Here is an 11,869-nt window from a genome sequence, read left to right as displayed (position 1 = left end):
CGCATCACCGGCCAGTAACTTCATCAGTTTCCCATTGGGTCGAGCGGCGACGAACTCTGCCTGGCCTGCGGGTCGGCACGATGCGGCGCCTCACGATCGCCGGACGGCGACGAGTCGGGAAACGGTGGGTCCAGTCCGGGGGCAGACCACCACCGCCAGCGGCTGTGCATCGATCCGGTACATCGATGATGCGCACGTCACTGGACCTCGGGTACATCTCGCACGTAGGTCCGCCACTGCAGAGGAGGCCGATGCGCCTTACTTGTAAGGTTGTTCGTCGATCCACTTCTGCAGGCTGTACCCCAGCGAAGCCAACGACTTATCGAGAGTGGTCAACACCTCACTGGGGGATGCGGGAGACCTCACTCCCTCGCGCAGGACGGCGAGCACCACGGACTGCACCGCACCCCCGACAGCAGCCGGCACCACCGCCGCCGGACGCGTACCGATACGGGACGCAACGAACGTCGAGACGACCTCGGACCACACCAACCACCGTTGAGCACCCTCGGCCTGCAATTCCGGTGAGGCGTCGAGGATCCGAATCTGGGCGGTCCAGACGCCCTCGTCGTCGAGTCGGGCCGCTACCGTATCGATCACCCCGACCCGGATCGCCTCCATGACCGGCACCTCGTCGTCAACCGTGCCGAAGGAGCGCTGGAGGTCGCGGGTACTTTCCTCGAAAGGAAACCACACGAGTGCCGCTTTGCTGGAGAAGTACCGGAAGAAGGTGGTCTTGCTGATCCCCGCGGCCGCAACGATATCCATGATCGACGTCTCCGCATAGCCTCGTTCGAGGAACAGTTCGAACGCGGCGACCTCGACCTGCGCACGAGACGACACCTGAGGACGTCCACGTCTGCCGGTAGCCATCGCATTCCCCCCTCTTTTCGACCCGAAACTTGATTTTGGGTACTCGGTACCGTAAATATAGTCGACGCGCGATGCGACCGATAAAGACGATCTTGCAACACCACCACGATCCGTCACCCCCCCCCTGTAGGCGGACCGTGGTTCCCGGTCGGTGAACCGACCCCGTCCCGGATGCCCTGCCTGCCCCCCTCCAACGGGCAGGGCATCCGGGAACTTCCACACCGACCCGTGTAGGGCGGGTTGTGCCCTATCCGTTCGATTGAAGGGCCCGCCATGTCCCATCGATGCCGTTCGTCGGTGTTTGCTTGCGGGACAGCCGGTACGCCGATCGCTCCCACCGTCGGAGCGCTCTCCCTTATCGGAATCCTCTTTACGCTTTCCCACGAACGAAGGCAGTGCCGCTCACAGAGACCGATTCGGGAGTCCGACTGCTCGTTCGGCGCGTGGCATGATCGACTTGATTTTCGGAACCGGGTAGCATAATTATAGTTGAATACTCGATTACCGCTGCTGTCGTCCGAGCTGAACCGCCCGGACGATCACCTCCGGCACGTAGATGGCAGGTCTGATCGCGATCGGCAGACCCGTTCTCCCGACGGGACGCCTCGGCTCCACCGAACGACATACGACCAAGGAAGACCGTTCTCTGATGATTTCCAGCCTCGTAATCCGGCCTCTGGCCCGCGCAATCGCAGTCGTGCTGATCGTCGCCGATACCGCCCTCGCCACCCGAGTGCCGGCCCTGCCCGACTGGGATGAAGACGGCTCCGCCGCCCGGAGCTGACGTCGCAGGGACATCACCCGCACAATGCTGTGCCGCTTCCGGCGATCACCGACACGCCAACGCACCGAACCGGCACCGAGATGACCGAGACCACATCATGAAGCGTCGACGGCCTCATACCGTCGCGCGGCGAGCAGGACCGAGCACGGCGACATTGCCGGGTGCCGCAGCCGCCGGCAGGTCGAGGACCGTCGACGTACGCAAGCGATGCAGCAGGAACGCTGCCCCGAGCCGGCTGCGCCCGAATCCCTCGAACGGGTTGAAACCGAGTGTCGCAGTGATGGTATCGATCCTGCTCTGAAGCGTGCTGTGGTGGATGTTGAGCAGTCGCGCCGCTTCCCGAACGGACTGCGCAGCGACGACGGCATCGATCGTCTCCATCCCCCAGGCGTAGTGTGCGATGGCCTCGACACGGTCGGCGTCGCTGTGCGGAGCCTGCTCATCGGCGTCGGCAAGCAGTTCGATCAGACCCCCGTAGGAGTCGGCCACAACCTGGGGTTCCTTCGGGGCTCGGCACAGGCGCAGAGCGACCATCGCGGTCCGGAACGACCGATCCAACGAGTCCGGCGGCGTGGCTGTTCCGATACCGCACGGCGAAGCGCCGAACGGCGGGTACCGCTCCGGCACAACGATGGCGTGGACCGGACCGAACGGGGTGGCGATCACATCCTCCGGGCCGGCGGGATGATTGCGCCACACCGCGAACAGCGGTGCCACAACGAGGCGATACATGCCCGTTGCCGACAATCCGAGCGCACTCGCCGCGATCAAGCGCTCGTCGGGAATGCTCTCGCGACCGGTGAGTATGCCTAGGTGGCGGCGATTGTCGATCTCCCGGGCTCCACGCCCGTTCCGGATCCGCACAGCCAGTGCCAAGCGCTCCAGGATGAGTGCGTCGTTCGGCCCTGCAGCACCGTCGCGTTCGAGCCAGACGTCGATGCCGTCCTCCGACGTCACGTGCAGATTCGAAGGATCTGTCGGCGATTCACCCTGCACTGCTTCTCCTTTCGGAGTGACTCGTAGAATCCGCGGCGGGACGCTCTGCCGGAACCCTGCAGTACAACCGGCCAGCGCGGCAGCGGTTGCGAGCAGGGCACGGGTGTTGACGTTGCCGACGATCAACTCGTCGAAGCACGCGATGACACGCAGACCCAAACTGGCGCTGGGATCGAGGCGGGCGATCCGTCCGAGTAGCTCTTGCATATTCGTTCCTGCCCTCAGTCCGCAAGGATTTTCTCGACCCAGGTGTTGCGGGTCCGGATCATGGACCGGCCCACGCTGGTGTGCGGGGCGAAAATGTCGCACGCGTGAAAGGCGCCGGACCATACGTGCAACTCGGCATCGCCACCGGCTTGCCAGATCCTGTTGGCATAGTCGATCGCCTCGTCCCGGAAGATCTCGGCCGCACCGACGTCGATGAAGGCCGGCGGCAATCCGGGCAGATTCTGCGCGCGGGCCGGGGCTGCATACGGCGAGACAAGGTCGGTGCCCCGCTGCTCACCCAGCAGGGCGGTCCAGCCGGTTTCGTTGCTGATCCGGTCCCACACACCGATACCGTCGAACTGCTCGATCGAAGCGGTCGTGCACCGGTCGTCGAGCATCGGATAGTCGAGCACCTGCCCACACAACCGGGGACCACCGCGGTCCCGCGCAGCCAGCGCGAGACCGGCTGCCAGTCCGCCACCGGAGCTGGCACCTGCGACCAGGATCCGGTCCGCCCGCACGTCCAGATCGGTGACATGCGCAGCCAACCACTCCAGGGCGGCATACATGTCCTCACGCGGGTAGGGGTCGGGATACTCAGGGGCCAAACGATATTCGACCGTGACAAGAACCGCCCCCAGTTCGGTCACCCAGTCCAGCACCAGGTCCAGGCCGCTGAACATGTCTCCGAACATCAATCCTCCGGAGTGCGCGTACAGCACCGCAGGACGGGGCCCGCTGAAGTCCCGGGAACGAAGCACCGCAGCGTTGACGGCAGTGCCATCACCCCCGGGGAAGGTCACGTCGTTCACCGCGATCCGTCGGCGGTCGAATTCCTCGTCCATCGGAGGGGACGCATAGGACGTACGCATGAACTCGATCAGGTCCGCAGTGATGGTCGGAGGGAACATACCGCCTACCACAGCCAATCCCGCCTTGAGTTCGGCATCGAATGGTGGACGGGGCACGGCTCGGGCCATCGTCACCTCCTCGAAGACTCGCATCGAGGATACGGCGGCCGCTCGACCGAGGGACCCGCCATTCGGCGGGGAAACAGAGCGAAACTGCGCCGCTGCGTCGGTTGAGACACCCATCACACTCTTGTGAAACTTGGAGCAGCGTCACTGTCGACCGAACGAGAGGAACAACCCCCATGTCCGATACCCAACGCGTCGTCGACTCAGCCCGCGAAGTCATCCACACCACGGTGAACAGCGGTGCCGTGCCCGGAGTAGTAGCGGGCATGACGAACGACCAGGAAACCCTGTTCATCGAGTCCGCTGGGGTACGGTCTGTCGACAACGATCAACCGATGACCGATGACACCGTCTTCAGCATCTTCTCGACCACCAAAGCCCTCACCGGCACCGTGGCGCTGCAACTCGTGGAATCCGGTGATCTCGACCTGGATTCCCCGGCCGAGGAGTACGCGCCCGCGATCGGCGAACTCCAGGTCATCGAGGGCTTCGACTCGAACGGCGAGCCGATGCTGCGAGCACCGAAGACCGACATCACGACCCGCCAACTACTGCTGCACACCGCCGGCTTCGGATACGACTTCTTCAACGAGACGTACAACCGCCTCGCCGAGAACCACGGTCAGCCCAGCATCGTCACCGCCACCAAGGACGCGCTCGAGACACCGCTGCTGTTCGATCCCGGCACCCAGTGGGAGTACGGCTCGAATATCGACTGGGCAGGCCAGGTGATCGAAGGCATCGTCGGCACCCGCCTCGGCGAGGCGCTGAAGACACGAGTCCTCGACCCCCTCGGCATGACATCGACGTCCTTCACTCCGTCCGACGACATGCGCGCGCGTCTGGCGACCATGCACCAGCGCACCGACGACGGACTCCAGGCCACCGATTTCGTCATCCCCACCCCGCCCGAGGTCGACATGGGTGGGCACGGACTGTTCTCCACCGTCGGTGACTACCTCGCCTTCATCCGGATGTGGCTCAACGACGGCGAGGCAGACGACGGCACCGTCATCCTCCGCCCCGACACCGTCGAGTGGGCGACCAGAAACGACCTCGGCGACCTGACCGTGAAGATGCTTCCGGGTGTCATCAGGTCTCTGTCGAACGACGCCGAGTTCTTCCCTGGCCAGCGCAAGGGCTGGTGCTACACGTTCATGACCAACGAAACCGAAGCACCCACGGGCCGTCCCGCAGGCTCTCTCGCCTGGGCAGGCCTGGCCAACCTCTACTACTGGATCGACCGGCACAACAAGATCGGAGGCTACTGGGCGACGCAGATCTTCCCGTTCGCCGACCCCAGCTCGCTCGGTGGTTACCTCGACATGGAGACCGCCGTCTACCGAGCCCTTTCCTGACCCCGGTTCCATCCCGGGCCGCGGCACCGGACATCGACCTCGATCCGTTGACCGCTCGCGTAACCGGCGCGCTCGCCGAACAGCCACACGACGACATCAACGAGATCGGGTGAAATCCCCACCCGACGCACGGACACCACACCGCTGCGGGTGTCGAAACACCCGCAGCGGTGTGGTGTTGCCACGCTGTTCGAGGTCTGGGTGCAACAGGTCGAGCGCGAACACCGTCTCCCACGGGCTTGCCGCGAGGGCCGCACCTTCCGACAGTCACCGCTACCGCACGCAAGGCCATAGGACGACTCTCGGATCACGCATTCTGCGCGATCACACGTGGATGCCGAACGTGTCGATCTTGCGGTAGAGAGACGACCTTGCGATCCCCAGCAATTTCGCGGCGGCGACACGATTGCCACCGCTGTCCCGTAGCGCAGCCACTATGGCATCGCGCTCGACTCTTTCCATTGCCGTCATCGTCCGGCGAGGCGCGGAGCTGAGCGCTGGAGGCAGATCAGCGACTGCGATCGTTCCCGCGGGCTTGGCGCGAAGTACGTGATTGAGAGTGCCGACCAGTTCACGGACGTTGCCGGGCCAGTGGTACTTCTTCAGGGTTCGCATCGTGTCGTCGCTGAAAGCGGTTTCGCGGTGAGGTGCAAGGTGCATTCGGATGATGTCCGGGATGTCATCGGGGTGATGACGCAATGCGAGGACCTCGACGGTGGCGATGAAATGCTCGGCGAGAGCAGAATCCTGAAGTGCTTCCCCATCAGTGGATGTGGTCGCGACGATCCACCGAGCGGGGTATCGGTGCTGGTCGGCGGATATGAGGTCGGCAAAGAGCTCATCGGTGCTCGCGTCGAGTCGGTCGATGCGACGAAGGACGATCGTGGTCGCCGCGGAGTCGAGCGCAGTGCGCAATTCCTCGTGAGCGGACTTTTCAGCAGAGCAATCCACGACGACAATCGGGGCCTGCGGATTCTTGTACAGGTGCATGCCCCGAACGAGAGTGAGTTTGCCGCTTCCTGGTTCACCTTTGAGGATCACGTTGGCATCTGTCGCGGCGAGGGACGTCAACTCCCCTCGACACCGGTTCCATTGGAGCGAAGACCCCGCCACCCCCGGAAACACGGGAACCGTGCGCCGGGGTTGCATGATCTTCGTGGGACACGATGTCGCCTCGACTTCGAAGACGATGCCGGCGATGTCGCCGCCATGTTCGACGAGAGTGCGCTTGACGGTGATGCTACCTCCGGACGGAAGGCGCAGGTCGAACTGGGCAACTCGTGACGGATCGAGCATCGACTGTGCTTCCTCGCGGAGAAAAGCCTCGTCGATCGGGTCGAGAAGGCGCGAGCCGATCTCGTTCGACATGAAAACACCGCAACTGAGTGAGTACACCGCCGTCTGCCGGCGCCGACAGGCGACGAGGAACTCGCCGAGCACGAGCTGTTGCTTGATCGATCCCGTGGCGCGAAGAGCCGACTCGATATCACGAGCCGCTCCAAGGGCGAGCTGGCGCATCAACGGGTTCGATGTGTGGGTCAAGCCTGTGATGTCGATCAGTCCTTCGACACGGCCGGTGGTGGGGTTGTGAATGGGCGCGCCGGCACAGGTGAAATACTGGATCGATTCGTGATAGTGCTGAGCGCCGTCGACGTAGACGGCCATCCCGGTCTCGAGGGCTGTGCCCACTCCATTGGTACCGACGAGCTCTTCGGCGTAGGTGAACCCGGGAGCGAAGTACACCTTGTCCAGCTTCGCGGCGAGGACGGGATCATTGTCCCGCCGGACCAGCACACGCGCATGCTCGTCACTCAACGCGACACTGAGGGACATGTCGGACAGGTCGTCATGGAGCCGATCGAGGATCGGCAGGGCGCATCGCACCAGTCGTCGGCGAAGATCGAGGTCTTCGACGTACTGTAGCTGTGGAAGGTGCGAGCCGTCCGGGATGACACCCGCCTGACGTGAGCGTCGCCATGACTGCGCGATGAGGGGCGAGACGTCCTCGGAGGGGGAACCGGCGAGGTCATGGAGATGCCGGGCGGTGGTCACGCGGCGCCGGCGGTTATCACTGTCCATCACATTTCCTTGCAGGTCGCAGTACTGCCATCCCCCTCAATGTGCCGCACGTCACATTCTGTGGATGTCCCAGAATAGGACATCGATCTGCCGTCTCCAACGGCAGTAGCGGGGCGGGTACGGCCACCCCGCCGGCCGGAGATCGGCACTCGCGGTCCGCACCGCGCCTACTCCTCGGACCACCGACTGCCGCGATCCGGGGTGCACACCACCATCAGGAGACTGACGTCAGGTCGTCGACGGCGACCGGATCACCGGGCTCGGCTTCACCCCGCAGGGGAAGCCGAGCCCGTTCCATCACCTGCCCCGCCCTACGCATAGAGGTCGACATCGCCGGCAACCGCGCAAGAATCTCGATGTTCTCTGCCGCCACGACCGCCGGCGGGCACACTCACTACCGTCCCGCCCACGTGGACCGTTGTCGTGGCGGCACCGCTTCAGACCTCGATCGCGAGAAGATCCGCAAGGTGGCGGTCGATCTGCGGCATGTAGGTCGGAGCGACAGCGAACAGGCCCAAATGCCCGAGCACATCTTCGACCACGCGCAGTTCACTGCCCTTGATCAGTTCCTGCTCGGCAGCACAGTCGCGGACCGGGAACAACTGGTCTTCGTCGATGGGAATCACGAAGGTCTTGGCGGTGATCCGTCCGAGTGCAGCGGCCAGGTCTCCCCCGGTATGCCGAGAGACGTCGCCGCGTTGCCAGGCCCAGGATTGAGTGAGGAGTGCGTTGGGATCCATCGCCGTGAAGTAGGGCTCGAGGAATCCGGTCAGGAACGCGTCCAGGGATTCGAACTCCATTGCTCGCCATACTTCTTGCTTCCAGAACTCGGTCGAGAATCCGAGCACTCCCCAGATGTGAGCCTGCCTGGTGAGGCCGTCGACGACCTGCGTATGCGAGGTGTATTCGCCGCCGTTCCAGCCCGGATCCGACAGGATCGCTTCGCGCATGATCTCCGCGATCAAGAAATCACCGGGAGTGTTGCGTGCCGTACCGGCAATCGGTGCGGCGCGCAGAACCTTGTCGGGGAACCTCACCGCCCATTCGTAGGTCTGTTGAGCTCCCATGGAGCCTCCCGTCACCAACGCGAGGCGTTCGATACCGAAATGCTCCCGGAGCAGCCGCTCCTGGGCCACGACATTGTCCCCGATCCGAACACGAGGGAAGTTCGACATGGCGATCTCTGCGTTGACGCCGGTGGCGTTGTGGGGAGACGTCGACAGACCGTTGCCGATCTGATCCACGCAGACGATGAAATACTTGCTCGGGTCGAGAGCATGGTCAGGACCGATGTATGCGTCGCGCCAGATCTGGTGGGTCCCCGAGTACCAGGTGGGGATGAGGATTGCGTTGTCCTTGGCTTCGTTCAGCGTTCCGAACGTTGCCACTGCGAGCCGGCAGTCCGGGATCGAGCCACCCTCCTCGAGGTCGAGGGCTCCGATGCCGATCAGGTCGTAATCACCGTGGAAGTCGTGCGTGTAGTACGGGTTGTCGATCATCGAGATCGTCCTCCTGAGCTATGAGAAAGCGGTAGCAGCGCGTGCTCACCCGATGACATGTGCGTACGCCGCCGTGAGACGAGCAGTGGTCGACCGCAGGGGTCGGATATCCGAGAAGGTCAGCTCAGCTGGAATCCCTTGTAGCCGGCCGCGGCGGCCGCGAGAGTGAGTTCTCGATAGGTGCCGACCCCGCCGGTGTAGGACAGCACACGGCGAGGTTTTCCGGGAACGTTCGCGCCGTTGTACCAGGAATTGGTCTTCGAGATCAGCGTGGCATTCGCGGTTTCGTCGTGGTGGGCGACCCATTCGCCCTCACCCTCGACGGTCGGTTCGATGACGGTGTACCCGTGCTCACGCATGTGCCGGATGCATTCGGTGATCCATTCGGTCTGTTGCTGCAGACAGGTGGTCATGTTGCACAGAGCCGCGGAGGGGGCGAGTGGGGCACCGGTGGTCAGCATGTTGGGATAGCCGTGCACCATCAGGCCCATCGTCGTGCGGATGTCACGCGACCAGTCGCTCGTGAGCGATCGGTCCTCACGTCCACGGATGTCGATTCGTGTCAGCGCGCCGGATCCCGCATCGAATCCCGTGGCCAGGATGATGACGTCGACTTCGTGCAGCGTGCCGTCGTCCAACAGGATCCCTTCCGGGACGATTCGGCTGATCGGATTGGTGCGCACCCCGACTGCTTCGACATTCGGACGGTGGTAGACCTCGAGATAATTGGTTTCCAGCGGTACCCGGTGTGTACCGAAGCCGTAGTCGGTCGGAATCAACAGTTCACACAGCTTCGGATCCTTCAGTCGCGCACGCATCTTCTCTCGCACGAACTCGGACACCTGCTCACTGACCTCTTCATCGGAGAACACCTCCGCGAAAGAAGCGAGCCAGAGCTTGAGTGAACCGTTGTCATAGATCTCTTCGAGCCTTTCCCGCCGTTGCTCGGGAGTCAGGTCGACCCATGCATGCTCGAAGTCGTATTCGAAGCCACTGAACGTATGCGGCAACGTCGCGCGAAGTTCCTCGAAGCGCTCCTTGTACGCGGCAACATCCCGGTCGTCGTAGGACGGATTCTTCATCGGCAGGGCGTACTGCGGTGTACGGATGAACACCTTCAGATGTTCGACCTTGTCGGCGATGGTCTGGATGACCTGGATCCCGGTGGCGCCGACACCGATCACTGCAACTTTCTTGCCCGCGACATCGGCGCCCTCCTTCGGCCATCGAGAGGTGTGGAAGATCGGGCCGGCGAAGCTTTCCTGACCCTCGAACACCGACGACATCGGTGCCGACAGCATGCCGGCGCAGGTGATCAGGAACTGGGTGGCAATCGTGTCCCCGCGATCGGTGCGCACGATCCATCGCTTCGAGTCCTCGACGTAATGCGCACTGGTGATCGTCGTCGAGAATTGGATGTCGCGACGCAGATCGAGACTGTCGGTCACATAATGCAACCACTGCTCGATCTCGGGTTGGCCGGGGAAACGCTGACTCCAGCTCCAGTTCTTGTACAGCTCATCGGAAAACAGGTACTGGTAGATGTAGGCCTCCGAATCGAATCGAGCACCCGGATAACGATTCCAGTACCAGGTGCCGCCGACGTCGGAGGCGGTATCGAAGGCGCGCACCCGCAGCCCCAGCTCGCGAAGCTGATGCAGCTGATACAGGCCGGCGACTCCCGCACCGATGATCAACGCGTCCAGCTCGAGTGACACCTCGGTATCAGCAAGTCCGACCGCAGAGGAAGAGTGAGGCGACATGTCCTAGCCTTTCTGTAGTTCAGGTCACGTGGAAGCCATCATCGTGATGTGCGCCTCACTCAGCTGTCCCATCTTCGGACACTTCCCGGCTTCGCAGACACGGATATCACCGAGTCCGGCGCCTCTCGCACCGCCAGCACCCCAGCAGAACCGATTTACAACTCGGGGGGTGTTTTCGACGACGCGGTGGGCAACCTTCGGCAAAGAGGCCTGCAGTATATCCGGAATATACTGTTACGCAATGATTTCTACCACCAGTCCAGTTCCGGACCCATCTTGCCGCATGCTCGACACCGCCGCGATCGCCATCTCGATTCGGGTCGCCGCCGCACCGATATGAGCACACAGTCGGCGATCCGACACATTCCGGCCTTCCAACCGCGACCGTTGGATGCCACAGAATCCGAACTCTGTTCTGGTAGCTGCAATTCGAATTGCCATCGCCTGATCCCTCATCCCCCGGTAGCCGCCACGAAGACGGGACGAACCACAGCTTCCCGACTACCCGAATGAAAGGGAGATTCACCGAATCATGGCCACGAGACCGAATAAACCTGTTCAGAGTACGCATGATCATGCAAAACGAACAGTCTGTCGCTGCTCGGAGGGCCGAGATCGCAGTCCTGCCCGAACGGTTCGGCGCATCACCGCCGGCGCAGGTGCTCGAGCGTGCCTTGGTAAGGAACACTGATGTCACACGAAATGCACCATCTCGATCTGGGACTGTGGGCGCTCTTTCTCGCCTACGGCACCTCGATCGCCGGGTCCTTCGTCGGCCTGTCCTGCGCTCGCCGAGCCGCTACCACCCCACTCGGTCCGACATGCTGGCGCTGGTTGGTGATGGCAGCCTTGTCCATCAGCGGTGTCGGGATCCGGATGACCCACTTCATCGCCATGATGAGCTTCGCGGTGAGCCTGATGCACTACTGCGGCATGGCTGGATTTCACGCGTCCTTGGACTCGACGGCCACCACGCCGGAGGGCGCGACGCTCCTCGATTCGATGCTTCAGGCATACATTTTCGGCACGACCATACTGGCGGCGCCGCTCGTCGCATTGGTGCTCGCTCGTCAGAGTGCCGACACCGAGGTCGACGAAGCGATCGCCACGTGGAGCGCGGAGATCAATGATGCTGTCCCCTACCCCGGTGACCGAGGGCAGGAGGCCACAGCTGAACTCGACACCCGTCGAGACGTTCCGCGTCGACCTGCCGACCCCCTTCGCAAGGGTGATGTGCAGGTAGTGCCACACGAACGAGTGCGGCAACCATCTCTCTGGTGAAGGACCCACCGTTCGGCGGGTCCTTCACCAGCCCCCCCAGCGCACGAGTGTT

At 63.0% G+C, this 11,869-nt stretch carries 9 protein-coding genes; 3 read left to right on the top strand and 6 right to left on the bottom strand.

Annotated elements, in window-relative coordinates:
• Positions 1 to 258 precede the first annotated feature (258 nt).
• A complete protein-coding gene (locus tag NVV99_RS08790; protein ID WP_242411647.1) occupies positions 259 to 843 on the bottom strand; it encodes a TetR family transcriptional regulator in 585 nt (194 codons plus the stop codon).
• Between the two features lie 586 nt (positions 844 to 1,429).
• Between NVV99_RS08790 and NVV99_RS08785 the strand changes: the two genes are divergently transcribed.
• Positions 1,430 to 1,657 (top strand): hypothetical protein, encoded by a 228-nt coding sequence (locus tag NVV99_RS08785; protein WP_024102228.1) that lies wholly within the window; start codon positions 1,430 to 1,432, stop codon positions 1,655 to 1,657.
• A 114-nt stretch (positions 1,658 to 1,771) separates the two neighbouring features.
• On the opposite strand, the gene NVV99_RS08780 is transcribed toward NVV99_RS08785, so the two are convergent.
• Both NVV99_RS08780 and NVV99_RS08775 read right to left on the bottom strand, forming a co-directional pair.
• The gene (locus tag NVV99_RS08780; RefSeq protein ID WP_024102229.1) at positions 1,772 to 2,860 is read right to left on the bottom strand and encodes a helix-turn-helix domain-containing protein; all 1,089 of its coding nucleotides are present in this window, start codon (positions 2,858 to 2,860) and stop codon (positions 1,772 to 1,774) included.
• A 14-nt stretch (positions 2,861 to 2,874) separates the two neighbouring features.
• The gene (locus tag NVV99_RS08775) at positions 2,875 to 3,705 is read right to left on the bottom strand and encodes an alpha/beta hydrolase (protein WP_260782872.1); all 831 of its coding nucleotides are present in this window, start codon (positions 3,703 to 3,705) and stop codon (positions 2,875 to 2,877) included.
• Positions 3,706 to 4,013: 308 nt separating this feature from the next.
• Here NVV99_RS08775 and NVV99_RS08770 point away from each other — a divergent pair, with 308 nt between their 5' ends.
• On the top strand, positions 4,014 to 5,195 hold the full coding sequence (locus NVV99_RS08770) for a serine hydrolase (protein ID WP_006553291.1): 1,182 nt from the start codon (positions 4,014 to 4,016) through the stop codon (positions 5,193 to 5,195).
• A gap of 324 nt (positions 5,196 to 5,519) precedes the next feature.
• On the opposite strand, the gene NVV99_RS08765 is transcribed toward NVV99_RS08770, so the two are convergent.
• The 3 genes from NVV99_RS08765 to NVV99_RS08755 form a co-directional block, all read right to left on the bottom strand.
• Entirely contained in the window at positions 5,520 to 7,247 is a 1,728-nt protein-coding gene (locus tag NVV99_RS08765; protein ID WP_232512527.1) for a sigma-54-dependent Fis family transcriptional regulator, read from the bottom strand.
• 464 nt (positions 7,248 to 7,711) lie between these two features.
• Positions 7,712 to 8,773, bottom strand: a complete 1,062-nt coding sequence (locus NVV99_RS08760) for an alpha/beta fold hydrolase (RefSeq protein WP_024102233.1) — start codon at positions 8,771 to 8,773, stop codon at positions 7,712 to 7,714.
• 119 nt (positions 8,774 to 8,892) lie between these two features.
• On the bottom strand, positions 8,893 to 10,536 hold the full coding sequence (locus tag NVV99_RS08755; protein ID WP_024102234.1) for an NAD(P)/FAD-dependent oxidoreductase: 1,644 nt from the start codon (positions 10,534 to 10,536) through the stop codon (positions 8,893 to 8,895).
• Positions 10,537 to 11,412: 876 nt separating this feature from the next.
• Here NVV99_RS08755 and NVV99_RS08750 point away from each other — a divergent pair.
• The gene (locus NVV99_RS08750; RefSeq protein ID WP_260782815.1) at positions 11,413 to 11,817 is read left to right on the top strand and encodes an MHYT domain-containing protein; all 405 of its coding nucleotides are present in this window, start codon (positions 11,413 to 11,415) and stop codon (positions 11,815 to 11,817) included.
• Positions 11,818 to 11,869 lie beyond the last annotated feature (52 nt).

It is taken from the genome of Rhodococcus sp. PAE-6 (assembly GCF_025290685.1).
Lineage (GTDB): Bacteria > Actinomycetota > Actinomycetes > Mycobacteriales > Mycobacteriaceae > Rhodococcus > Rhodococcus pyridinivorans.
Note: the sequence above shows the minus strand (reverse complement) of the source record. Positions and strands in the feature narration are given on the sequence as shown.

Coding starts and splice junctions, on each gene's coding strand:
- NVV99_RS08770 (WP_006553291.1), top strand. CDS start 4,014: ATGTCCGATACCCAACGCGTCGTCGACTCAGCCCGCGAAGTCATCCAC.
- NVV99_RS08760 (WP_024102233.1), bottom strand. CDS start 8,773: ATGATCGACAACCCGTACTACACGCACGACTTCCACGGTGATTACGAC.
- NVV99_RS08750 (WP_260782815.1), top strand. CDS start 11,413: ATGACCCACTTCATCGCCATGATGAGCTTCGCGGTGAGCCTGATGCAC.
- NVV99_RS08780 (WP_024102229.1), bottom strand. CDS start 2,860: ATGCAAGAGCTACTCGGACGGATCGCCCGCCTCGATCCCAGCGCCAGT.
- NVV99_RS08755 (WP_024102234.1), bottom strand. CDS start 10,536: ATGTCGCCTCACTCTTCCTCTGCGGTCGGACTTGCTGATACCGAGGTG.
- NVV99_RS08775 (WP_260782872.1), bottom strand. CDS start 3,705: ATGGACGAGGAATTCGACCGCCGACGGATCGCGGTGAACGACGTGACC.
- NVV99_RS08785 (WP_024102228.1), top strand. CDS start 1,430: ATGGCAGGTCTGATCGCGATCGGCAGACCCGTTCTCCCGACGGGACGC.